Origin of the sequence: Halosimplex amylolyticum, from assembly GCF_051414035.1 — an archaeon.
Taxonomy (GTDB): domain Archaea; phylum Halobacteriota; class Halobacteria; order Halobacteriales; family Haloarculaceae; genus Halosimplex; species Halosimplex amylolyticum.
On sequence record NZ_JBLKNW010000002.1, the window covers coordinates 280,024 to 303,267 of the forward strand.

The 23,244-nt window shown below is 69.3% G+C and carries 24 protein-coding genes and 1 tRNA gene; 6 read left to right on the forward strand and 19 right to left on the reverse strand.

Annotation, left to right across the window (positions count from 1 at the left end; genetic code table 11):
- Positions 1–515: 515 nt before the first annotated feature.
- Both ACMGFE_RS11980 and ACMGFE_RS11985 read right to left on the reverse strand, forming a co-directional pair.
- Positions 516–1,013: a helix-turn-helix domain-containing protein gene (locus tag ACMGFE_RS11980; RefSeq protein WP_436925432.1), complete on the reverse strand. Its 498-nt coding sequence runs from the start codon at positions 1,011–1,013 to the stop codon at positions 516–518.
- A gap of 72 nt (positions 1,014–1,085) precedes the next feature.
- The gene (locus ACMGFE_RS11985) at positions 1,086–1,604 is read right to left on the reverse strand and encodes a DUF7858 family protein (protein WP_436925433.1); all 519 of its coding nucleotides are present in this window, start codon (positions 1,602–1,604) and stop codon (positions 1,086–1,088) included.
- A gap of 126 nt (positions 1,605–1,730) precedes the next feature.
- Here ACMGFE_RS11985 and ACMGFE_RS11990 point away from each other — a divergent pair, with 126 nt between their 5' ends.
- Entirely contained in the window at positions 1,731–2,768 is a 1,038-nt protein-coding gene (locus tag ACMGFE_RS11990; RefSeq protein ID WP_436925434.1) for a Gfo/Idh/MocA family protein, read from the forward strand.
- Between the two features lie 31 nt (positions 2,769–2,799).
- Here ACMGFE_RS11990 and ACMGFE_RS11995 read toward each other — a convergent pair whose 3' ends face one another.
- The 4 genes from ACMGFE_RS11995 to ACMGFE_RS12010 form a co-directional block, all read right to left on the reverse strand.
- Positions 2,800–3,462: a helix-turn-helix domain-containing protein gene (locus ACMGFE_RS11995; protein ID WP_436925435.1), complete on the reverse strand. Its 663-nt coding sequence runs from the start codon at positions 3,460–3,462 to the stop codon at positions 2,800–2,802.
- Between the two features lie 181 nt (positions 3,463–3,643).
- Positions 3,644–4,270, reverse strand: a complete 627-nt coding sequence (locus tag ACMGFE_RS12000; RefSeq protein WP_436925436.1) for a DUF7998 family protein — start codon at positions 4,268–4,270, stop codon at positions 3,644–3,646.
- 145 nt (positions 4,271–4,415) lie between these two features.
- On the reverse strand, positions 4,416–5,312 hold the full coding sequence (locus tag ACMGFE_RS12005; RefSeq protein ID WP_436925437.1) for a hypothetical protein: 897 nt from the start codon (positions 5,310–5,312) through the stop codon (positions 4,416–4,418).
- 198 nt (positions 5,313–5,510) lie between these two features.
- Entirely contained in the window at positions 5,511–5,819 is a 309-nt protein-coding gene (locus tag ACMGFE_RS12010) for a CGCGG family putative rSAM-modified RiPP protein (RefSeq protein ID WP_436925438.1), read from the reverse strand.
- A 197-nt stretch (positions 5,820–6,016) separates the two neighbouring features.
- Between ACMGFE_RS12010 and ACMGFE_RS12015 the strand changes: the two genes are divergently transcribed.
- Both ACMGFE_RS12015 and ACMGFE_RS12020 read left to right on the forward strand, forming a co-directional pair.
- Complete coding sequence (locus ACMGFE_RS12015) at positions 6,017–7,033, forward strand: hypothetical protein (protein ID WP_436925439.1); 1,017 nt, start codon at positions 6,017–6,019, stop codon at positions 7,031–7,033.
- Positions 7,026–7,310 (forward strand): sulfurtransferase TusA family protein, encoded by a 285-nt coding sequence (locus tag ACMGFE_RS12020; RefSeq protein WP_436925440.1) that lies wholly within the window; start codon positions 7,026–7,028, stop codon positions 7,308–7,310. The genes ACMGFE_RS12015 and ACMGFE_RS12020 overlap by 8 nt, the downstream gene beginning before the upstream one ends.
- A gap of 161 nt (positions 7,311–7,471) precedes the next feature.
- Here the strand turns inward: ACMGFE_RS12020 and ACMGFE_RS12025 are convergent, their stop codons facing one another.
- A complete protein-coding gene (locus tag ACMGFE_RS12025) occupies positions 7,472–8,527 on the reverse strand; it encodes a DUF2249 domain-containing protein (protein WP_436925441.1) in 1,056 nt (351 codons plus the stop codon).
- 294 nt (positions 8,528–8,821) lie between these two features.
- Between ACMGFE_RS12025 and ACMGFE_RS12030 the strand changes: the two genes are divergently transcribed.
- Complete coding sequence (locus ACMGFE_RS12030; protein WP_436925442.1) at positions 8,822–9,223, forward strand: hypothetical protein; 402 nt, start codon at positions 8,822–8,824, stop codon at positions 9,221–9,223.
- Between the two features lie 144 nt (positions 9,224–9,367).
- The gene (locus ACMGFE_RS12035) at positions 9,368–10,237 is read left to right on the forward strand and encodes a transcription initiation factor IIB (protein WP_436925443.1); all 870 of its coding nucleotides are present in this window, start codon (positions 9,368–9,370) and stop codon (positions 10,235–10,237) included.
- Positions 10,238–10,404: 167 nt separating this feature from the next.
- Here the strand turns inward: ACMGFE_RS12035 and ACMGFE_RS12040 are convergent, their stop codons facing one another.
- The 11 genes from ACMGFE_RS12040 to ACMGFE_RS12090 form a co-directional block, all read right to left on the reverse strand.
- Positions 10,405–11,094: a MinD/ParA family ATP-binding protein gene (locus ACMGFE_RS12040; RefSeq protein ID WP_436925444.1), complete on the reverse strand. Its 690-nt coding sequence runs from the start codon at positions 11,092–11,094 to the stop codon at positions 10,405–10,407.
- Entirely contained in the window at positions 11,091–11,933 is an 843-nt protein-coding gene (locus ACMGFE_RS12045; RefSeq protein ID WP_436925445.1) for a DUF7857 domain-containing protein, read from the reverse strand. Before ACMGFE_RS12045 ends, ACMGFE_RS12040 begins: the two co-directional genes overlap by 4 nt.
- 87 nt (positions 11,934–12,020) lie before the next feature.
- Positions 12,021–12,902 (reverse strand): DUF7856 family protein, encoded by an 882-nt coding sequence (locus tag ACMGFE_RS12050; protein ID WP_436925446.1) that lies wholly within the window; start codon positions 12,900–12,902, stop codon positions 12,021–12,023.
- Positions 12,899–13,237, reverse strand: a complete 339-nt coding sequence (locus tag ACMGFE_RS12055; protein WP_436925447.1) for a DUF7855 family protein — start codon at positions 13,235–13,237, stop codon at positions 12,899–12,901. Before ACMGFE_RS12055 ends, ACMGFE_RS12050 begins: the two co-directional genes overlap by 4 nt.
- A gap of 67 nt (positions 13,238–13,304) precedes the next feature.
- Positions 13,305–13,886, reverse strand: a complete 582-nt coding sequence (locus ACMGFE_RS12060; protein WP_436925448.1) for a DUF7504 family protein — start codon at positions 13,884–13,886, stop codon at positions 13,305–13,307.
- 145 nt (positions 13,887–14,031) lie between these two features.
- A complete protein-coding gene (locus tag ACMGFE_RS12065) occupies positions 14,032–14,397 on the reverse strand; it encodes a DUF7854 family protein (protein WP_436925449.1) in 366 nt (121 codons plus the stop codon).
- Positions 14,398–14,408: 11 nt separating this feature from the next.
- Positions 14,409–16,505, reverse strand: a complete 2,097-nt coding sequence (locus ACMGFE_RS12070) for a minichromosome maintenance protein MCM (RefSeq protein WP_436925450.1) — start codon at positions 16,503–16,505, stop codon at positions 14,409–14,411.
- A 90-nt stretch (positions 16,506–16,595) separates the two neighbouring features.
- The gene (locus tag ACMGFE_RS12075; protein WP_436925451.1) at positions 16,596–17,141 is read right to left on the reverse strand and encodes a hypothetical protein; all 546 of its coding nucleotides are present in this window, start codon (positions 17,139–17,141) and stop codon (positions 16,596–16,598) included.
- A 245-nt stretch (positions 17,142–17,386) separates the two neighbouring features.
- Positions 17,387–17,459, reverse strand: a tRNA-Pro gene (locus ACMGFE_RS12080).
- Between the two features lie 76 nt (positions 17,460–17,535).
- Positions 17,536–19,410 carry an SLC13 family permease gene (locus ACMGFE_RS12085; RefSeq protein ID WP_436925452.1) on the reverse strand — a complete coding sequence of 625 codons (1,875 nt, stop codon included), beginning with the start codon at positions 19,408–19,410 and terminating at the stop codon, positions 17,536–17,538.
- Positions 19,411–19,467: 57 nt separating this feature from the next.
- On the reverse strand, positions 19,468–20,298 hold the full coding sequence (locus ACMGFE_RS12090) for a CehA/McbA family metallohydrolase (protein WP_436925453.1): 831 nt from the start codon (positions 20,296–20,298) through the stop codon (positions 19,468–19,470).
- A 163-nt stretch (positions 20,299–20,461) separates the two neighbouring features.
- Between ACMGFE_RS12090 and ACMGFE_RS12095 the strand changes: the two genes are divergently transcribed.
- Positions 20,462–21,106: a DUF8127 domain-containing protein gene (locus ACMGFE_RS12095; protein ID WP_436925454.1), complete on the forward strand. Its 645-nt coding sequence runs from the start codon at positions 20,462–20,464 to the stop codon at positions 21,104–21,106.
- 16 nt (positions 21,107–21,122) lie between these two features.
- Here ACMGFE_RS12095 and ACMGFE_RS12100 read toward each other — a convergent pair whose 3' ends face one another.
- Complete coding sequence (locus ACMGFE_RS12100) at positions 21,123–23,174, reverse strand: DEAD/DEAH box helicase (RefSeq protein WP_436925455.1); 2,052 nt, start codon at positions 23,172–23,174, stop codon at positions 21,123–21,125.
- Positions 23,175–23,244 lie beyond the last annotated feature (70 nt).

Sequence of the window (23,244 nt, forward strand, 5' to 3'; positions counted from 1 at the left end):
CGCCGTACGCCGTCCATCGCCTCCCCGCCTCGCGAAACCGTTCGGACGCGCACCAGGACGGGCCGGGCGTGACCGGGCCCCGATAGTGCGCCACCGGAATTACAGACATATGTCTGTTATTCGCCAGTCCGGCTCCGGGACGAGGCGTCGCTCACTGGTGGCTGTGCGTCCCGCTCGCGAGAATTATCGGACAGAAGTAACCGTATAGAAAATCTGGCCGGTGCAGGCCGGGTCGCGGAGATGTGTGCGGGCCGCCGCCCCCCGGCCTATCAGCGGACCGTCGCTCCCCGGCCCACCAGTGGGCCGTCACTGCCCCGGGCGACCAGCGGACCGTCACTGCCCCGGGCGACCAGCGGACCGTCACTGCCCCGGGCGACCAGCGGACCACGGACACGCCGGTCGACCAGTCGGCCGCCCGGGCCCGTGTTCGATCGGGTCCAGTCGGTCGGTGTCCCGGTGCTATCCCGTGTTCTCGGTCGATCGGATCCAGCGACGGTGCCGCTCCGGCAGCCGGTTCACCGGTCGACCGGTTCCCAGAACTCGGTGCGTTCGTCCCGGTCGGCGGCCTCGGCCGGCCGCTGTCGGGTCTGGCGGCGGAGGCCGGCGTCTTTCAGCAGTCTCCGGACGTGGCGCCGGGAGTACTCGACCCCGAGCGCGTCTTCGAGGAACCGTCGGGCGAGCTCGGTGGTCCACGCTGGCCTGTCGAACCCGGCTTCGCTGGGCGGATCCCGGACGGCCCGGCGGAACGCCTCGCGGTCACTGGCGTCGAGTTTGGGCGGTCGCCCGGGGCGCTGTCGGTCCCGGACCGCCCGGTCGATCGGTTCCTCCTCCAGTCGGTCGAACCACCGGTAGATCGTCTGTTCGCGGACGTCGAGCCACTCCGCGATCATCGGCACGGAGGGCCCTCGCTTGTAGATAATCGCCACCAGCAGCCGCGTCACCTCCTTGCGCCCGTCGGCGCCTTCGAGGGCAGCCTCCAGTTCCTCGACGGGGACGGTCTCCAGTCGTGCCATTGCACTCGCTTCGGACCGGGTCGAGATGAAATTGTCGGTTATTTCTGACCGATTTCCTCCGGCGGCATTCGGTCAGAAACGCCCCGGCTCGCCGAGGCCGTCCATCGTCTCGCCCAGTTCGTCGCGTTTGGCCACCGAGCCGTCGCCGTCCAGAGAGAGGGCTCCCTCGACGGCTTCCATCGCCCCCTCGATCGGATCGTGGGTCTCGACGTACGCCGCCAGTGCGAACGCCTGGTCCGAGACGCCAGCGAGCTCAACGGCCTCGGTCCGGGCCAGCTCCCCGGCGAGCCAGTCGCCGACGATCTCCCGGCCCATCGGCCCGACGGGCGACACCGACTCGCCGAACAGGTGGAGCGTCTTCGCGCCGTCTGTGGGGGCGACGCCGGCGACGCGCGAACTCGCACCGACGCTCTTGCCCTCGGCGTAGGCGTCGACGAGCGTCGCGGCCTCCTCGGGCGTGCACGGCAGTTCGTCGGCGAAGGGTGCCAGTCGCTCGGCGAGCGGGTCCGCCGTCCGGTCGACCGTCGCCACCCCCGAGTCGCGCTGCTCGTCGACCACCTCGATCCCCGCGGCGATGTCCGACAGCCCCATTGCCAGCCGCTTCGCCCGTCTCCGGTTTAAGTGTTGGTGGTTCGACACCACCGCATCGTCTCCGCGTTGTCAGCCGATCTTTCCGGCGACGGCAGATACTTCCCGTTGGCCGTGCGCCCGGTGAGCATGACCGAGGAACTGCGATACGGGATCGTGGGGTGTGCGGGGATCGGGAACACACACGCGGAGGCCGTCCGGGAGGCCACTGGGGCGACGCTCGTCGCCTGTGCCGACCTCGACGCCGAGGCCGCCGAGACGTTCGCGGACGAACACGACGTGTCCGAGACGTACGAGGACCCGGCGACGATGGTCGACGACGGCGACGTCGACGCCGTCAGCGTCTGTACGCCCAGCGGGACCCACGCCGACGTGACGGCGGACGTCGCCCGTGCGGGGGCGCACGTGCTCTGCGAGAAGCCGCTGGACGTGACCGCCGAGCGCGTGAACCGGATGATCGACGTCTGCGACGACGCAGGCGTCACCCTCGCGGGCGTCTTCCAGCGGCGCTTCGATCCGGGGCTCCGCCGGGCGAAGCGAGCCGTCGACGACGGCGAGATCGGGCGACCGGTGCTGGGCGACACCCACGTGAAGTGGTTCCGCCCGCAGTTCTACTACGACGCCGCCGAGTGGCGGGGTAGCCGCGAGATGGACGGCGGCGCGTTCATGAACCAGGGGATCCACTCGCTCGACGCGCTCCAGTGGATCATGGGGGGCGTCGAGTCCGTACAGGCCGAACTGGACGCCCTCGACCGCGACATGGAGTGCGAGGACACCGGCGCGCTCGTCCTGCGGTTCGAGAACGGCGCCATCGGCACCGTCGCGGTCACCACGGCCACCAAGGGCGGCACCGACCGCACCGAGATCAACGGCACCGAGGGGACCATCGCGCTCGCCGAGTCCGAGATCACCGACGTCCGGATCGGCACCGGCGAAGAGTCCAGGTGGCACGCCGAAACCGAGGGCCGCGAGTTCGGCGGCGACCCGCACGACGCCGGCGCGGGCCACGACGGCGTCGTCCAGGACTTCGTGACCGCCGTCCGAGAGGGGCGCGAGCCCGAAGTTCCGGGTCGAGAGGCCCGCACGGCCGTCGACGTCATCCTCGCGGCCTACCGCTCCGCGGAGACCGGCGAACGGGTCCCGCTGGACGCGATCCGCGGCGAGTAGACGGGTGACGCCGGCCCGAACGCGCCGTCCGTCAATCGGAGGTCGCTGCGACTTCGGGATGTGCGTCGCGTCCGTCGGTCCTGTACGCTTTCAGCACTTGCCCTTCGGCACGGTGGAGGATCTCGCTGCACGTCGACTTCGCGATGTCCAGATCGTCGGCGAGTGCGACGAGGGTCGTCCGTCGCGGCGTATCGTAGTAGCCGCGGCCGATCGCCTCGTCGAGCACCCACTGCTGGCGCTCGGTCAACAGTGGGTCCGACTCGACGTCCTGCTGGACCCGTTCGACGGCGTACCGGATGCCGAACTCGTCGAGCGTCTCCCCGAGATCTGTGAGCGTCCGCTGCGGGACGGTGACTTCGAGGGTCACCTCGCCGTCCCGGACCTCGAAGGGCATCTCGATGGGGACCCCGGAGTCCTGTAACGAGGTCAGCAACAGCGGGACGGTCGTCTCGACCTGCACTCGGCTCGTCGCGGAGTCCGTCTCGAAGACCGTCAGATCGGTCACCGAATCGTACGCCCGCATCTCTTCGCAGACGGCGCCGGGGTCGTCACCGAGGATCTCGATCCGGGCGACGCCGGTCGCCGTGTTCGCGGTGGCCGCGAGCACGCGAAACCGCGTCTCGGGATACGCACGGGACACCTCGCTGATCCAGACCGATTCCGGGATGGTTATCGTGAGTTTCGCGTAGGGCATTGTAGTCAGCGGCCGGCGTTCGATCGTTCCTCGCGGATACGTCCGGGCCGCTCCGTCCGACATGTTTTCGGCCGGCCTAAAAGAGTCTTGGCGTGAACATGTTCGCTGCTCGTCGGTGTTCGACGGTCGAAATGGGGAGAGAGCGAGACGTTCGTCGTAAACCGGGTCGTGGAGCGCCGGCTCAGAACGGTGCGTCCGGGGATCCCCGACTGGCTCCCTCGTTCTGTTTCGCTCGCTCCATCGGTGTGGAGCCCACCGCGGCGCTGTCTTCGGGTTCCACCGATGGGTCCCCGGTCTCGACGTACGTCTCCTCGAGTTCCGCGAGCTGGTCGTTGATCGCGTCGCTCTGGTGGTGCATCGGGGCCGCCCGGACGCGGACGAGGTCGTACTCGTGACGGTCGGTGAGACCGTTCCAGGCGCGGAAGGACCCGATCGTCAGCGTGTGCGTCTGCGGGCAGAACGGTGTCGTCGGCGTGAACTCCGCGCGGAGAACGCGGTCGAGGTCGTCGGCTTCGAGGGCGTCGTCGGCCCCGTCGCGCTCGACGGCGTAACGGTACCCGGCGTTCTTGTGACGGGTGTCCAGGTTCAACCGGGCGAGGTTGTAGTTGAACGTCATGTCGTAGACTTTCCGCTCCTCGAAGAGTTCGCGAGTCAGGCGGTGGAACGCGACGTGGTCGTTCCCCGCGAGCACGTCGTGCCGGTCGAGGAACCTGTCCGGTCTCGGGGCGCTATCCGGGGCGAACTCGTCGTAGCGCTCGAACAGCGCGTCGTCGTCGTCCCCGCCGAACGGCGATGGAAAACTCGGCATACTCGTCCGTTCGTCGGCAGCAGGCGTACACCTGTTGCCGGAGATATTCGCGGGGCGGCAGGAAGGGCGTCGGCGGGACGCTGACGCGGTCGCGGCTCGCGGCCGAAACGCCGTTCGTTCGGCGGCGATGACCGTCGCTGTCCGCTCAGTTCCGTTCGAGAGCCCCAGTGCGGAGCACGATGTGGCCGGACGCCAGTTGCGTCAACTGTGGCGACCGCTCGGCGTGGGGGTCGAACGCCGTGTAGGCGAAGGCCTGCCAGAGGACCCGCTCGGGGTACGGCCGGTCCGACAGGTCGACGCCGAGTTCCGTCGCCAGCGCCGCGTCGTCGAGTTCGTCGGCCGCGGTCGGGACCGGAAGCGGGTTCGGAACCGCGTCCAGATCGAGGCCGAACGACGGGAACAGCCGATACGTCGCTCCGACGGCCGGGTGATGCAGTTCGCGGCGGCCGGGATAGCGGACGACGAGTTCCGGCGCGACTGTCACCGGTTCGTCGCGGCTGTCGACCGGTTCGACGCGTTGCTCAGGGAGGGATATCTGGCGCCGCTCGCCGGTCGACACGCGGAACTCGCTCCCTGCGACCACCAGTTCGATCCCCGCGTCCGAGCGGGTGTCGACCCGGACGTCGGGCGGCGCGTACGACCGGACGTGACTGGTCGTCGTCTCGCCGCCGACGGTGCCGTCGACGACGACCGTCGTCCCGCTCGCGCCCTCCGTGACGAGCGCCGGACACGCCGCCGGGAGCACGTCGATCCCGGCGAGTTCGTGCGTGGTCGCGCAGGCCAGTTCCCAGTCCCGCGGATCGCCGGTCGACGGCGCCACCGCCGGCCGCCAGTAGAACGCCCGCGCCGTCCCCTCTAGTTCGTACGGAACCGCGTCCGGGAAGAAGCGGTCGCCGCGCCCGCTCGGTTCGAGCGCGGGGTGTTCGAGTTTCAGTTCGAGGTACGGGAGCCGCCGGACGACCGGCGAGGACACCTCCTCGGGCCCTATCGCTCGCCACTCGACGGTCGCCGGGACGCGGTCACCTGCCGTCGCCTCGTCCATCACGCGTCTCTACGCCGCCGCCGAGGGAAAGCCTGCGTCCCGAGATGTTCGGGTCCCGCGTCGAAAGACCGACCACGCCGTCGAGCCGCCCCGGGGTCCCTGCAAGTACGAACTCCTGTCGTCGTTCGCTCCTGCCGTCTTCCTCCCCGGTCGAACGGGCGGATATCCGACGAGTTAGTCTGCATCGCCCCCGGACAGCTACGCTCGCGGATGCACCGCGACGCGCGTGACGTATCCGCCGCACGAACAGCGACCCTCGTCCGAGACGTCGACGGGTCGATCGACGGACCGGACCGGCTCGTACAGGTACGACGACGGATGCCCGTGCTGTTCGTGCGTGACGAGGTCGACGAACCGACCGGCGCGCGTCTGTTCCACCGCGTCCACGGCCTCGGCGACGGTCAGCCCCCGATCGGCCGCGTGCTCGTCCGCTTCGAGGTCGGCAACCCACGGTCGGTCGTGTTCCCGCCTCGTGACCGGTTCGCGGTCGGCGTAGGCGTTCGCCATCGCCGGTCAGTCACCTCCCGCCCCGAGAGCGCGGGGATCGGTCCACGATTCGGACGAGCGTCGCGATCGGTCCGTCGACGGATATCGATTTCACGCCGGGGGCTTCCGGGCGAGACGCCGAGTGATCTCGGCCGAATATATCCGCCCACGGACTTAGTTTCGGTCGGCCTAAAGACACGCCGAGGAACACACTCGCCATGTCAGAGTCCCAGACCCGGACGGCTCCAGATCGGACGGACGCGCTCTTCGACAGATACGCGCTTCCGAAGGCGGCCCTGACCGTCATCCTGGCGGCGTCGCTGGTGGGCACGTGGGTCACGACGCGACTCGCTGGGGACGCGAGCGCGGCGCTCACCGCGGCGAAGTGGGCGTACTTCGTCGCGCTCGGTGTCCTCACCGGCGGGCTCGTCTGGAAGCACGTCTTCGTCCGTCCGGCGGACCTGGGGGACGGCGCCGCCGACTACTGCGCCGAGATGTACGACCGCTTCGACCGCATCGCGGTCGGTGCGATCGCGGTTCTCGCGACCGGTGGGGCCGTCGTTCTCCGGGCATATCTCGACGCGTTCGGCCGGGCGCCACCGGTCTACGCGTTCGCCGCGCTGCTCGCGGTCTGGCTCGCGGTCGCGGCCGCGACGACCCGCCGGGATGTCGGCGTAACGGACCAGTTCCGGAGCCCGGGCGGACTCGTCGCGCTGGCGCTCGCACTGGCGGTCGTCGCCGCGACGGCAGTGGCCGAGGTCGCGGTTCGCGGGCTCGACCCGGTCGCCGCGGGCGTCCGCGTGCTCCACCTTCTCGCGTTCGCGGCGTGGATCGGCGGCGCCGTGTGGAACATCTTCGTCGCCGTTCCGACGGGCCGGAAGCGCCCGACGATCCCCGTCGTCCGCGCCGCGGGCGAACAGCTCGAACGGTTCCGCTGGGCGGTCCGATTCGTCATCCCCACGCTGTTTCTGACCGGCCTCTACCAGGCCGTCGACGGCCTGGGAACGACCGTCGCGACGTACCTGGGCAGCGCCGTCGGACTCGCCGTCCTCGCGAAGATCGGGTTCGTCGGCCTCCTGGTGGTTATCTTCACGCTCTGCCCGATGTGGCGGGCCTGTTCGCCGATCGAAGGCGTCTGCGAGCTGGAAGACCTCGGCGGAGACGGCGCCGCCCAGAGCCGGTCGAACGACCGGCAACCGGTCGGTGACGGACCGGAGGGGACGAGCGATGACTGAACCCGCGGTCCCCGACACGGCTCCCGACGTCGAGCCGGACATGACCGTCGACAACCGCGGTCGCGGCTGTGCGAGCGGGATCGCCCGGGTGCAGCGGGCGCTCGAAGACCTGTCGGACGGCGCCGTCCTGGTGGTCCGGAGCACCGACCGCCGGGCGAAACAGGAGTACCCGCGACTGGCGGAACAGACCCCCCACGAACTGCTCGCAATCGAGAGCGAGCGCGGACGACTCCTCAGGAACGAGTACGCGACCTACCTGCGGATCGGTCGCGAGTGAGCGCGGCCCCGTCGGACGGTCGGCTTTGGCACCCGCTACTGCGTCCGCCCATGGCGTCCGCCCACCGCGTCCGCCCATGGCGTCCGCCCACCGCGTCCGCCCATGGCGTCCGCCCACCGCGTCCCCCTACCGCGCCCGCTTACCGCGTCCGTCCTCCGCAGTCAGAACGGTGCGTCGACGCTCTCGTCTCGACCCGTCCCGCTGTCCGTCACGTCACCCTTCCCGACGAGGACTCTGAACTCGCCGGGGTCCCGCTGGCGGTACTCCCAGCGGAACTCGTCGCCGGCTTCAGCGTCGAACTGGTGATACAGCGGTTTCGGGTCGTGGTCGTTGACGAGGACGAACCCCTCCCCCGCCCGGAGGTCGGCGTAGGCGTCGAAGATCCGCTCGTGTCGCTGTGCGGGGGGCAGGTCCCGCACGTCGAGTTCCTCCGTCACGGTCAGCGAGTCGCTGTCCACCGCCGTCTCCGGGACGCCAGCGGGCCCCTCGTCACCCTCTCTCCCTTCGGCTCCTTTCGTGATTCGGACTCGACAGCGGCCCGGTTCCTGCTCGGCGACCTCCCAGGTGAACGACTCCCCGTATCGCTGCCGGAACTCGTGGCGCAGCGGCCGGGGTTCGTGCGGCGCGACGATCTCCATCGTCTCGCCCTCCGCGACGTTGCCGTACCGGTGATGGATCGTCGGATGGCGCTCCCGTTTCGGGATCTCGCGGACGTCGAACGACGCGACGACGTCGTCGTCGACCGACTCGGTCTCGTCGGTCTTGACGATCTCGACGCGCCACTCCTGGGGGTCCCGGTTCAGGTACTCCCACTCGAAGCCGTCGCCGCGCGTCGAGCGGAGCTCGTGGTACAGCGGCTTGGGGTCGTGGTCGTTGACCAGCACGAACCCCTCGCCGGGCCCGAGGCGATCGAACGTGTCCGTGAGGACCTCGTGGCGTCGCTGCGGCGGCATGTCCCGGACGTCGAAGTCGGTCAGTCCGTCTTCGTCGACGGGTTCGCCCGTCGTGACCCGATGCTCGACCGCCCCGTCGTCGCGCTGATCGGTCTCCCACCGGAGCCGGTGGTCTCGTTTGATCTGGTAGTGGTGAAAGAGCACGCCCGCGTCACGGTCGGCGACGATCGTGACCGTTTCTCCCGCGTCAGTGCCGGCGAGCGTCTCGAAGAGCCGTTCGCGGTTTTCGTCCCGGTCGACGGGACGGAGTTCGAGGGTCGTCATCGTCTTCGGTGAGGGTCGTCCCACCGATAGGTGCTGTCGCGAACGGCTTCGCCGGCGGAATGTGGGCGGTCGAGACCGTCGAGCGGATCCGACTGACCGAAATCCGGGGCGATCGGGCGCGGTCCACCAGTCGCGCGCGCTGGCCCTCGCCGTCTTCGCGATCGGACTACCAGTTACCACTGTCTGTTTACGCGTCATCTATGAGCGCCGACAGTATTGTAGGGGAATCACAACACTATCGGTTTTGATACTCGGGCGGTAGCATTCAACACGGGTGATGCGAGAGTTACCCGTATGGCGCCACAGACAGTGGTAGACACAGAGACGCACACGATCGAGGTCGACGACGACATCGGCGCGGTAATCCACACGTGGGACCAGTTCGCGGCCGGTGAAGCGTTCCGCGACGGCTGTTACGATCTGCTCGACGTGATCCGGCAGCACGACATATCGAAGCAGATCGTGGACACGAGTGGGATCCGAGCACACGACGATGCGGACAAGGAATGGCTCCAGGAGGAGTGGATCCCCGAGACGATCGAGGAGGGTATCGAGTACAGCGTGACCGTCACCTCCGACAGCGTCATCTCGGAGATGGAGATGGAGGAGTTCGTCGACCAGGCCCAGGACCTCCCGTTCACCTACGTGCTGGCCGGCGACATGGACGAAGCGAGAGAGTGGATCGCCGAACAGTGACCGCGCCGGTCCCGGACCCGCCCGCCGAGCGGCCGCCGGATCGACCCACCTACCGGTAACCGGTCGGTGGATCGGCCGCGAACGGCCTGGAAACCGGGGGCCATCGCACCGTTTATTAACCCGGTTCCGGGCGAAGCGTCGCATATGAGCACGACAGTCACTGCGTGCCCCGAGTGCGACGGGCGCCTGCGAAGCGACGACAGCGAAACGGTCTGCGCGAGCTGCGGCCTCGTGGTCGCCGAAGACAACATCGACCGCGGCCCGGAGTGGCGTTCGTTCGCCGACGACGAAATCAACCGCGAACGCACGGGCGCGCCGCTGACCCGCTCGCGCCACGATCGGGGCCTCTCCACGGAGATCGGCCGCTCGACCCGCCTCAAGGGCCGCAAGCGCCGGCGGATGGCGCGACTCCGCCGCCAGCACAATCGCACGAAGATCGGCTCGAAGGCCGAGCGCAACCAGGTGTACGGGTTCACGGAGATCCGCCGCCTCGTCGGTGCTCTCGGGCTCTCGGACCACGTCCGCGACCGCTCCTGTATCCTCTTCGAGTCCGCGCAGGACGAGGACCTCCTGCGAGGGCGCTCGCTGGAGGGGTTCGCCGCCGCGGCGGTGTACGCCACCTGCCGCACGGCGGACGTCTCCCGGACCGTCGACGAGGTGGTCGGGGAGGCCCGCGCCACGAAGGCGGAACTCTCGGCCGCCTACGACGCCCTCAACCGGGAACTGGGCCTCCCGACAGGTCCCATCGACCCGGCGGAGTACCTGGCGCGCTTCGCTAGCGACCTCGACCTGCCTCAGCGGATCGAGGGTCGCGCCCGCGAATTCGTCGAAGCGGCCCGCGAACGGGACCACGTCACCGGGCGCAACCCCGCCGGCGTCGCCGCGGGCTGTCTCTACACCGCGGCCGACGAGCGCGCGTACCCGCTCACCCAGCAGGAGGCCGCCGACGTCGCCGACGTGACGCCAGTCACCCTCCGGGCGACCTACCAGGCGCTGACCGCCAGCGACGACTGACGACAGGCTCGGGGGCTCCGAACCTGTCAGTATCTGTTCGGCGATGCAGCCCTGAGAACTGGTCTCGGCTGACGGCGGGCCGTCGCCCGTGACCGGGGCGTCAGATTCGACGGACCCCGATGGTCCCGACGGTTGAGAGGACGTCACACACTGCAGATCGCTCTACCCTAGGGAGCCTGCCCCACCGGGCCGGCGTACCGGCAGGCCCGCTCGACGGCGTCTGCCAGGTCCGCGAAGGCCGCGGTCGCGGGTGCGTCGGGTGCGTGCTCACCGACCGGGACGCCCGAGGCCTGTGCGTCGGCGACGGCGTCGGATTCGGGGATCGTCGTCACCGGCCCGCCGAGTTCGCGGGCGATCACGTCCGTCGGCGACGCCTCGCTCGCCCGGTTCAACACCACGGCCGCCAGTCCGGCGTCGAGTTCGCGGGCGAGCGCTCGCGCCCGGAGCGCGTCGCCCAGCGCCGGCGGTGCCGGTTCGGTGACGAGGACGCAGGCGTCGGCGACCAGCAGCCCGAGCCCAACGTCGCCGCACATCCCCGCCGGACAGTCCACGACGACGCGACCGTACTCGTGGCTGACGCGCTCGACGGTCTCGACCAGCGCGGTCGGATCGCAGGCCCGCGCGCCGGCCAGCGACCGGCCGCACGGGAGCAGGGCGACCGGGCCGCCCTCCCGGACGGCCTCGGCCGGGTCGGCCCGCCCGGCCAGCACGTCGTGGAGGTCCGGGCCGCGGTCGGCGGGCAGGTCCGCCATCGCGAGGTCGGCGTCCACGACGACGCCGCCGAGGTGCGCCCCGAGGTTGTACGCGACCGTCGACTTGCCGACGCCGCCCTTCCCGCCGACGACCGCGACGATCATCGCCCCACCGTGTCACCGCCGGTCGCGGCCGTCTCCCTCCGCTCGGGACTGCACTGAGAGGGCCCCTCCCCCTCGGCCCGCGCGAGCAGCGCGTCGGCTCGCCGTCGCACCTGTCTGAGCGCCCCCCGGTCTACCGCCCGCGCCGACGCGAGCGTCGATTCCGTCGGCTGGTGGTCCGATTCGTCGCCTCGCTCACCAGCGTCGAGACGTGCCTCCACGTCGGCGAGCCACGCTCGGACGCCGCTAGGGACGACAAGTCGCGAGGCCTCGACGCGCTCCTCGGTCGTCTCGGCGCGGTCCGACTGCTGACTTTCGGGTCGCGGACGCTCGTTCGCAGCGTTCGGCTCGTCGACGCGCTCGCGGTGCACGGACGGGCCGGACCGGTCGCCTCCCGCGCTCGCTCCCGGTGAACCCTCTGGTTCCGCGTGGGGAATCTCCGGAACCGGGACGCTGTCCCGCGGAACGACCGGATCGCCCAGCGCGCGGACGACGTCCGCCGGCGTCGAACCGACCGCGGGGACGGGACTCGCTCGCGCCGTCTGGTCGACCCCCTCGCGCTCGCGGTCGCTCGCGGGTTCGGTTTCGACGACTTCCGCGGGCGGGTCGGCCGGCGAGGCGGGCGTCGCGTACCCGACCGTCAATCGGCCCTCGGCGGGCACCTCGCCCGTGAAGACGCCGTCCTCCCAGCCGTCGGCGGGCCGGCCGCGGCGCCGTGGCGGCCAGACCGGGCCCTCGAGGCGGTTCTCGATCCGCACTCGGCACGGCCGCTCCGCCGCGACGACGAGGCCGACCAGCGTCACCCCGTCGCTCCGTTCGAGACTCCAGTCCAGCGTGACCATGCGAGGGGGTGGTCGCCCGTTCCGACTTAAATTCGCGGACCGGTCGTCCGCCGGCGGCCCCGCTGGACCGTCCCCGCCCGCTCCCGTTCAGACTCTGACGACCGGCGCGTCGAGCCACCCGGCGGCCGCGTCGACTGTCTCGAACCGGTCGCAGGCCAGTACGACCGGCGCCCGCAACGCGGCTACGCGGCCCACGGCCAGCACGGCGGTCGCGCCGTCGAGTTCGAAGGGATCGCTGGCGCAGGCGTCCGCGGGCGCCCCCGGCACCTCCGCGAGGGCGGCCTCGTACTCCCCGCGGATCCGGTCGACGAGGTGGGCGCGGGCGCGGCGTTCGAGGTTCGCGTGCCGGTCTTCGAGTCGCCGGCGTCGCTCGCGGGCGTCCCGGCTCTCGCGGGCCAGTCGCTCGGCCCGCTCCAGTGCCTCCTTCGCGGCGGCACGCTCGGTCTCGCGCTCGGAGAGTTCCCGCGTCGCCTCGGCCAGTTCGGCCTCCAGGTCGCTCACGTCGCGGCCGGCCTCGCGGCCGGCCTGGACCCGTCCACGGAGCGCGGCGACTCGTTCGCGGATCCGGTCGACCGCCGCGTCGGTCCCGGCGAGGCGCTCGCGCGGCGTCCGGAGGTCCGGCGGCGACGGCACTGTCAGATCGGCCAGTTGCTCCCGGACGGCGGCGAGTTCGTCGTCCTGGGGCGCCTCCCCGCCCCGCGACCTGGCCGCCGCCGCCAGCGCCGTCCGGACCCGGAGCGTCGTCGACGGTCGCACGCACCCGACGTGGTCGTGGACCGGCCGCGGCGCCGGGCAGTCGACGTCGACCGACACCCCGTCGTCCACCGATTCGCCGCCACCCGGCGTCGCGTCGTCGCGGATCGCGGCCGCGAGCCGTTCGGGATCGATTCCCCTCCCCCGGAGGTCGACGGCCCGGCCGGCTTCGCGCTCGCCGCGGATCTCGATGATCGGCGCTTCCTCGGCGCTCATAGCTCGCTGTCGCGCATCCGTTCCGGTGCCGGGTGCTCGGACCCGTCGGCGAAGGTCGCGTACGGGAGTGCGGGCTCCTCGCGGCGTTCGTAGGCGGCCGCGGCCTCCCGCACGGCGTCGTCGAGGGCTTCGAACTCGTTGAACGGTCGCGTCCGCTCGATCTGTACGTCCCCACCGTGTTTTTCGCGGAGTCGAAGCGCCTGGAACGCGGCGAACTCCGTCTCCGCGAGCAGCGCGACGCGCCCGAACCGCCGGACGACGACCTCTTCGTGGGTCCGACAGACGTTCCGGAGCGTCCCCCGCGCCGCCCGTGAATAGGCCACCACCAGTAGCACGGCCGGCGATTGCACTCCCGGACGGGATAAAAGTGTCGCTAAGACGGAACGAGCGCCCGGCCGGCTGTCACCGAAGGAGGTGTCGTTTGCGGATCTTCGGTTCGCCGTCGCCGAACTCGACGACGGCGTCGAACAGCGAGGCGATGCTGTCGACGGTCTTCCGGTCGTGGGCGCTCGGGTCGATGTGGAAGTGCGCCCGTGCGTCGGCGGCGTATAGCTGGCCGGTGATCGCGTGGAGGAACTCGTAGGCCGTCTCCGCTTCGACGTACTGGAGCATCGCCGTCAGCGAGTCGACGCAGACGACCGGCGCGCCATCCCACTCGGAGAGCAACTCTCCGATCGCGATGCCGAGCCCGGTCAGGTCGCTCGGCGAGGAGACGTGCTCGACGGTGACGCCCTCGGGTTTCGGCCCCGGGGATTCGCCGACGACGACGACCGCCGCGTGGCCGGGCTCGTCGTCCGTCGCCGCGGCCCACTGGTCGAGGCAGTCGCTCGCGTCCCCGCGGAAGGTGACCCACAGGACGTTCGCCCCGCCGGGGTCCGACGGGATCAACAGGTCGGTACAGGCTTCGCCTTCTCCGCCGGTCATCGACGGCGCACACAGCAGCACGTTCCGGGCGTCGGCCAATTCGGAGCTCAGATCAGTCATCACTGGTCGGTCAGTTCACTCGATATACCCGCGGAGCGACCAAAGTCCTTCCGCTCCGGGATATGGCGGATTTCTCGGCGATCGGCTCCGTCCGCTACGACTCGCGGGCTCGGTCGCCGGTACCGTTCGCCGACCTGGTCGTCCGCTACGGGTCGTCGTATCGCTCGACCGTGAACTCTCCCGGGCGGTCCAGCAGTTCGCGCACCCGCTCCCGGGCGCCCTGTGGCGACCCCGCGAGGACGACCGTCCCGTCGACCTGCTGGGCGCCGTCGTCGGTGTCGCCAGCGCTGGCGTCGGCGTCGCCCCCGTCGCCGCCGTGGGACTCCCCGCCCGTGCGCCCGTCCCGCTCCACACTGCGGGCCTGGTAGGCGGCGAGTTCCCCGTCGAACTCCGTCGCGTAGGTCCGGAGCGTCCCGCGGACCTCCCGCTCCAGCGCGGCGAGGTCGATCTCGCCGTCTTCGAACTCCCCGAGGGCGTCTTCGACGTTGCGCAGGGCGGAGATGCGGTCCATCGTGGTCGTGATCAGGTCGTGCGGAGGTAGTCGGTCTGCGGCTCGTACACCTCGCCCTTCTGTTTGAGCTTCTCAATCTCGTGTTCGGCCTTCGTCTCGTCCATGCCGACCTCCTCGGCGCGGTCGATGACCACGTCGACCGGCGCGCCCTCGTCGTACTCGTCTTCGAGGTCGTCGATGAGCTGTTTGATGTTCTTGATCCGGTCGCGCTGGCTCTTGGTCGTCCCCGCCTCGATCATGTCGGCGTCGAGTTCGCCGGTTTCGGGGTCGACGCCCACGTCTTCCATGCACGAGCGGACGATCTCGATGACCCGCTGGGAGTCCTCGGCGGTCACCTTGTCCGAGAGCCGGACGCGCGCCGACGCCTCGGCCAGCCGCACCGTCGCCTCCAGTTTCCGTGCCGTCACGGGCACCGCCGCGTCCTCGTCGGCGCCCTGGGTCCGCAGGTCGACGTAGAAGTCCTCGATCTCCTCGCGGGCCTCCTCGGTCATCGTCGGGTAGCAGTTGCGCTTCGCGTAGGCGATGTACTTGCGAAGCAGCTCCGGTTCGATGGTCGGCGCCACGTCGTCGGTGACGTTCTCGACCTCCTCGTCGCTGAAGTTCGACGTGTTCGACTCGACGCGGTGGGTGTGGAGTTCGCCCGCGTAGTTGGTCCGCAGGATGTGCCCCGCCAGGTTCCGGTCTTTCTCCTCGTTGGGCTGGTCGGTGACGGTGAAGATCAGGTCGAACCGGGAGATGAGCGCTGGTTCGAGGTCGATCTGCTCGCTGATCGGCTCGTACTGGTCGAAACGACCGTACTTCGGGTTCGCCGCGCCGAGCAACGAGCAACGAGATTTAAGTGTTGCATTAATACCTGCTTTGCTTACACTGATCTCCTGCTGTTCGAGCGCCTGGTGCATCGCCGAGCGGTCGTCGGCGGCCATCTTGTCCAGCTCGTCGACGGCGGCGATGCCCTGATCGGCTAAAACGAGCGCACCAGCCTCTAAAGTCCACTGCTGGCCGTCGCCGAAGTCGTCGCGAACCGCCGCCGCAGTAAGCCCTGCACTGGAACTCCCTTTCCCTGATGTATAGACGGAACGGGGTGCGATATTTTGTATATATGATAACATCTGGGATTTGCCAGTTCCGGGATCCCCTATCAGGAGCATATGCAGGTCGCCGCGGATCCGGGACTCGTCGGGAAGGTGTTTCGTGACTCCGGAGAACAGCTGGAGGATCATCGAGAGCTTCTCGCGGTCGTAGCCGTAGATGGAGGGGGCGATGGCGCCGACCATCTCCTCGTAGATGTCGTCCTTGCCCGAGAGTTCGATGATCTCCTGTTTGTCCTCCTCGGTGATGTCCATCTCTTCGAACTGCTCGTCCTCGATCTCGACCGAGAAGCCGTCCATGTAGACATCGAACATCGGTGATTGGTCCTGGTCGCTGCCCTGCTGGTCGAGTTTGAGGACGCCCGAGACGCGGACGTGGTCGCCGGCGGTCACTTCGCCGGTGATGTCGTCCTCGATGTTGACGTCGATGCTCTGGGGCGTCTCGCCGCCGCGCAGGCCCTCGGGGGACTCCTGGACGCGGATCTTCTGGGCGTCGATGAACTCCGACTGGTCGAAGTTGATGCGGAACGGGCCCTGTCGCTCGCAGCCCTGGCACTCGTGGGGCTCCTGGAAGTCGCCGGTCTGCTGGGGGATGCGCGTGAGGGTGCCACAGCGCTGGCACTCGAAGGCGGCCTGGGTGATCTTGGGCTTGACGTCCGTCGCTTTGCGGACGATGCCCTGGACGGAGATGAGCTGGCCGCGGTGGTCGGCGCGGATCTCCCGGATGTCGGTCGAGTCGGGGAGGTTGCGGACCCGGACGTGGGCCTGCCCGAGCTTGACGTCGACGGGGAGGTCGTAGAGGCGCAGCGCTTCTTCCGCGTACTCCCGGAGCTCCTCGGGGTGGCTCTGCACGTCGTCCGCGAGGTCGGGATCGAAACGGTAGATGTCCTGCCAGTCGAGGTAGAGAGACTTCTGTTCGGTCGGGTACTTCTGCGCGAGGTCGCCGATCTCGTTGCGGTAGTAGTCCCGGTAGAGGTCCTCGAAGGCGTCTATCAGTTCGGTGTTCTCCGCGCGCGCCATTGGGTGAACCCAGTTTAGCCCTCCCTCGGATAAGAAGGTTCGCAAACCGGGGCGAAAGTGAACGCCGGCGGCCGAGCGGTCGAGGTACCGTCACCAGCTCACGTCGTAGGTACAGCGGTCGGCGCCCTCCGAGCGGCAGGCGCCCACCTCACAGACGCAGACGAACCCGTCGGCGTGGGCCACCGCGACGCCCTCGACCACCCCGCGGTCGAACGCGCATGGATAGGGCGTGTGACACTCGACGCGGCCGTCCTCGTCGCCGATCTGCCGGAACGCGAAGCCGCCGACGTCGCCGCCGCGGTGCTGGTCGCGATAGACCTCGTCCAGGGCGGCGAGCGCGGCCGGCACGCCGTCGACGTCCGCGGGGAACGCGACCGCGCGAGCGATGCGCTGCCCGAGCGCGTGGACCGCGTGGTCGCCGACGAAGTCGTGGACGGCGTCGATCGCGTCGACGTACGCCGAGAGCGGATACCACTCGCCCGACTGTGCGGTCGCGAGGTCGCGGTCACCGAACGCGTTCCTGGCCGGTTCGCGAGCGTCGGTGGAGAACTTCTCGACGCCCCCGACGACCGCCGCGACGAGCTCCCCGGCTACTTCCATCTCCGCCACCGGGTGGTCGCCGCGTCCGGAGCCCATATGCCCCCTACCACGGGTCACGTAAAGTGAACCCTGCCAAACCAGTTAGGAAAAGCGCCCGGGGGTCCCCGAGCAGAGAGATATCCGAAGGGTACGGTCGCCCTCGCTGTCCGCCCCGCGGCCGAGTGCTCCTCGGCCGATTTGATCTGGGACGTGTGACGGCTTGATTGTGAATCCACAACGTTGAGGGCATTTACGTAGTGGGGTCCATCCACCTGTGGCTCACTGGTTTGCTTGAATAGAAATGGGACCGCTCGGATTTGAACCGAGGTTATCGGCACCCAAGGCCGAAAGGATACCAAGCTACCCCACGGTCCCGCGAGAAGACGTTGCGCCGGGACCGTGGAAAGCGTTTCGTTGCGCGTCGGGGCCGACCGGTCCCCGTGGACCGCTTTCACAGACCCCAGAAGAAGGCGATGCCGAGGGTCGTGACGACGGCGAAGATCAGCTGGAGGGGCGTCCCGACGCGGAGGTAGTCGGAGAAGCGGTAGCCGCCGGGGCCGTAGACGAAGAGGTTCGTCTGGTAGCCGATGGGGGTCATGAACGCCGTCGAGGCGGCGAAGGTCACGGCGAGGATGAACGAGAAGGTGTTGACGCCGAGTTGCCGGGCGGCTTCGACGGCGACGGGGACCATGAGCACGACGCTGGCGTTGTTGCTGATGATGTTCGTCAGGAGCGCGGTGACGAGATAGAGCATGGCGAGCACGCCCAGCGGCGGGAGGAGGACGGCCGACCCGACGACGAAGTCGGCGACCAGATCCGCGCCGCCGGTGTTCTCCAGGGCGATGCCCAGCGGGATGACGCCGGCCAGCAGAAAGATGACGTCCCACTGGACGGCGTCGTAGATCTCGGTGGGCTTGAGACAGCGAGTGAGGACCATCGCGAGCGCGCCGGCGAGCGCGGCGACGACGATGGGCAACAATCCGACGGCGGCGACGCCGACGACGGCGGCGACGATGCCGACGGCGACGGGGATCTTCGAACTGCGGTAGTCGGGGCGGTCGATCTCCTGGGCGACGATGAAGTCGCGGTTGACGTTGAGGCGCTCGATGCTGTCGGGCGGCCCCTGGATCAGGAGCGTGTCGCCGACGCGCAACCGAACCTCGTCCATGCGCTGGCGGAACAGCTCCTGGCCGCGCCGCAGCGCGAGGACGGTCGCGTCGTAGCGCTGGCGGAAGTTGGTCGTCTGGAGCGTCTCGCCGACGAGGCTCGAGCCCGGCGCGATCACGACCTCGACGAGGTTGTCGCGCTCGTTGGCGACTTCGAGTTCGTCCTCGTCGACCTCGACCTCCGGGAGGAGGTCCAGCCCCTCGGAATCGGAGAGGGCCACGAGGGTGTCGCGGTCGGTCCGCACTGCGAACACGTCGCCCGCCCGTATCGTCTTGGGGTCGAGCGGTTCGGTGAACGCGCGGTCGCCGCGGATCAGCTGGACGAGGTCGATGTCGAAGTCGGTCTCCCGGAGGGCGTCCCTGACCGTCTCGCCCACGAGCGGCGAGTCCTCGCGGACGACCACCTCGGTGAGGTACTCGCCCATCTCGAACTCCGCGGTGAGGTCCTCGGCGAACGGGATGCGCGCCGGCGTGAGCCAGCGACCGATCGTCAGCAGGTAGACGGTGCCGACGATGGAGACGACGATGCCCAGCTGGGTGAACTCGAACATCGTGAACGTGCGACCGATGAGCCGTCCCGAGAGCTCCGAGGCGAGGATGTTCGTCGACGTGCCGATGAGCGTCAGCATGCCACCGAACATCGACGCGTACGAGAGCGGGATGAGGAGCTTCGACGGCGATGTCTTGCCCTCGTGGGCCAGATCGGTGACCATCGGCAGGAGGATGGCGACCGCGGCGGTGTTGTTGATGAAGCCCGAGATGGGACTGACGAGGCCGACGATCGCGCCGAGTTGCCGACCCTCGCTCTCGCGGGTGAACCCCGCGATCTTCGACCCGAGGATCTGGACGACGCCGGTCCGCTGGACGCCGTCCGAGAGGATGAACATCGCCAGCACCGTGAGCGTCGCCGAACTGGCGAACCCGGAGAGACCGTTGTCGGTCGCCGAGAGCCCCGCTTCGGGGTCGCTTAGCACGACCAACTGGTCGGCGATCAGGCCCACGTCCGCCGCGGCCGCTGACAGCGGCTCCACGACGAGCAGGGCGATGAGGATCCCGATGGCCGTGATGTCGACCGGAACGGGCTCGGTGGCGAAGAGGACGAGCGCGACGAGGATCACGAGGAAGACGAAGGCCGTCGCCGTGGTGATCCCGAATGGCACGTCCCAGTCGACTCGTGGCGGCGGGAAAAAAGTCACTCATCGCCGCCCTCGCGGCGGCTATCTCGGTCCGGTCGCGAGGCGGTCGGGGAGACGCCCGACTGTCGCCGCCCGCGACCCGACCGTCATCACACGGGATCCGACCGCTGTCCGGCCCGTGGCCGCCGCCGTCCCGGCGGACTGGACGGCGCTCGCGGCGACGTTGTGTGCGTGCCACGCGTACGTCCGGACGAACTCCACGGGCGTGGTGACGGTTCCGCGCGCGGTCACGTCGCCGGCGCGGACGCCGTCTACCACGTCGGCGACCGTCATCGTCGTCCAGTCGACGCCCTCCGGAAGTTCGACGCTCGTAAACGCGCGACCGATCAGGTCGGGCACGTGGGCGTCGCTCCCGCCGACAGAAGGGTACCCCTCGGCTGTCGCGAACCGGTGGGCGCGGCGGTTCTGGGCGCCGGTGACGGCGACCGCGTTTAGCGTCTCGACGGCGTCGCAGTCGGCGAGCGCCGCCGCTCGGACGCCGTGGCGGCTGACCTGGAAGGGGTGCGGGACGACCGCCAGCCCGCCGGCCTCGCGGACCCACTCGGTCGTCGTCGAGACGGGGAGTCCGGGATCGGGCGCCTCGTCGACGCCGAGCGCGAGGAGGTGCCCGTCGGCGGTCGACACCTCGACGCCGGGGACGACCAGGAGGTCCACCCCCTCGGCGGCGGAGACGGCTCGTCGGGCACCGTCCACGGCGTCGTGGTCAGTGACGGCTATCGCGTCGAGTCCGGCGTCGACGGCGGCGGAGACGACCCGTTCGGGCGGTGCGGAGCAGTCGTGAGAAGCGTCGGTGTGGACGTGCGCGTCCAGGGTGATCGTTCGGGTCGGGTCCGACCCGGTCGCGGCGGTCATTGCGTCTTCCAGTCCGCCGACCACGATAACTGAAGCGATGGCCCGCTCGCGGCCGAGGATCGAGTCGCCCGACCGCCTGCGTCGTCCGGGCGCGTCGCGCGATCGGGACCGCGGCCGCGGTGGGACCAACAGACACTTACCGGGATAGCTGAACTGTCGACCGATGCCCCTCCGTCGCGTGGCGCTACTCGCGATACTCGGCGTAGTCCTCGTCGCCGGGACGCCGCTGGCAGTCCCTGCCGCGGACACGACCGAACGCGTCTACACCTACGAAGCAGAGACCGCGGGCGAACCGGACCATCCGGAATTCGCCGACTGCGACTGGCACCCGCTGCAGTCCCGCAACTGTGCGGTCGCCCGATATCTGGCCGACGGCGACACGATCACCCTCGATACCGAGACGGGCGTCTCGGACCCGCTCGGGGAGGAGTACGAGTTCGTCGCGGTTCCGGACGGCTACTACCGCCCGGTCTCGACCGTCGAGAACCACACCGTCGTCGTCGGGCTGGAGCCCGTCTCGTTCGAAACCGTCCAGCGCGAACTCGCGACCGATGCCGACGAGTGGCCGGCGGCCGTGAGCGCTATCGAGGACGGGACCGGGACCACGACAGAGAAACTGCCGCGGACCTACCTCGAACACGACGGCGAATTCTATCAGCTTCGCCCGCGGGCCGTCGACGACCGCGAGACGAACCCCCTCAAGCGAGTGCTACCGGGCTGGTCGGTCGGACCCATCCGCTCGCTCGGGTACCTCGGTGGGTTGGCCGCGCTGTGGTACTCCGGCGTCGCATACGGTCAGCGAGAATAGGTGACGGGCGTCTCGACTATCGCTCTTCGTCGCGCAGCTCCATCGTCGCGACGATCTCGTAGGGGTCGTGGCCCTTCCGGATCCCGTCGAGCAGGAGGAACGCGTCGTCGGGCGAGAGGAAGTGGGAGGTGACTGCCCGCCCCAGCGGCGTCGGATCCAGGCCGTCGATGAACTCGTATTCCAGCAGCTTGCCCAGCGCGTGCTTGGTCGGGACCTCGCCGATCATCCGGTCGTTGAGCCGCTTGGCGTGCTTCCCGGCGACGGTGACGTTGGCGAGCGTCTCCTCGACGGCGGCGCCCTCGTCGTAGCGGGTGATCACGGGGTCCATCTCGCCCTTGAGGAGCTTGAACGCCACCTCGTCCTCGCTCATCTCCTGGCTGTTGTGGTAGTGACCGTCCGGTTCGACGAGGACGTAGACGGTCCCCTTGTCGTGGTAGTCGGGCCGGCCCGCGCGGCCGAGCATCTGGTGGAACTCCTGGACGGTGAGCCACTCGATGCCCATCGCCAGCGAGTCGAAGATCACCTGCGAGGCCGGGAAGTCGACGCCCGCCGCGAGCGCCGCCGTCGTGACGACCGCGGCCAGGTCCTGGTCGGCGAACATCCGCTCGACTTTCTTCCGTCGGCCGTGGTCCAGCCCGGCGTGGTACGGCGCGGAGTCGTACTGCAACTTCCGGGAGATCTCGTGACAGCGCCGCCGGGAGTTGGTGAAGATGATGGTCTGGCCGCGATACCCCTTCGACGACTTCGTGTCGAAGGCGCGCTTGACGAGCTTGTTCTCGATCTGCCGTTTCTCGCGGCCGTCGGCGAAGGTGACGTGGCGCTCGATGGGCACCGGCCGCTCCTCGAACTCGATGAGCTTCGCGCGGAGCTTGCGCGCCAGGTCCTGGGGGTTGCCGACCGTCGCCGACAGGTAGATCCACTGGGTACCGTGGGTGCTCCGGTTGTCGGACAGTTCGCCGCAGTAGTACTTGAGCCGGGAGATGAGGCCGTCGAGGCGGTGGCCCCGTTCGTCCTCGCCGAGGGTGTGGACCTCGTCGATGACGACCGTCCCGATGTTTCCGAGGTCCTTCCCGGTCCGGAGCGCGTGGTCGATGCCCTCGTAGGTACCGACGATCACGTCGGCGCCCGGGTCGAAGCGGCCGCCGCCGTCGTTGATGCGGCTCGCGCCCACGCGCAGGGACACGTCGACCATGTCGCCGTAGCGCTCCTCGAAGGACTCGTGTTTCTGGTTGGCGAGCGCGACCAGCGGGACGAGAAAGAGCATCTTCCCCTCGCCGTTGAGCACGCGGTCGATGCCGGCCATCTCCCCGACGAGCGTCTTCCCCGTCGCCGTCGCGCTGACGACCAGCTGGTCCTCGCCCTCGGTCGCGCCGTGCTCGACGGCGAGGCTCTGGACGGGCAGGAGCGTGTCGAAGCGCGATTCGAGGTGTTCCTGCATCCCCGGGTGCAGGTTCAGTGAATCGACGCGGACCGGGTCGACCTCGTCGACGGTCGCCGAGATCTCGTCGAACTTCGTCAGGTCGGGGTCGAGGTCGCCCTTGAGGAGATTGGAAACGCGTTCGAGGTCCTGGACCTCCAGCAGGAGGTCGTAGAGCCGGTCGCGCGCGCCGCTCGTGAGTTCGCCCTTGTAGGCGAGTTCGCGGTCGAGTTCGGCCTTCGCGCAGTCGACGCAGATGAACTCGTCGTCGGCCGCGATGGCCGTCTCGGAGGTGACCGGCGAGTAGTGGCCCTCGCTGGCGCAGTACCGGCAGGTCCGCACCGCCTTCCCCTCCAGTTGGTAGGCGTCGAGGAGGTCCTGGAGGCGCTGTCGCGTCGCCGGCGAGGTCTGCTCGGAGATGCGGATCCGCGTCGCGTTGCGGGCGAGTTCGAGGAACAGGTCGGGCGGGCGGGGCTCCTCGCTGGATCCCCGTTTCACGCGGAGTCGCGCCGGTCGCGGCCCGGCGTCGGTCTCTTTGAGTTCCAGTATCGCGTGGAGACGCCGCTCCCCGTTCTTGACGACGGCGACCCGCACGTCGTCGCCGTACTCGTGGAGGAACAGCGTCCCGACCTCGCCGACCTGCTGTGACACACTCCTCCCTCCGTGATCGAACTATATCAGCGGTTCGGACTGTCGCGTCCCTCGATACCGAAGGACAGGA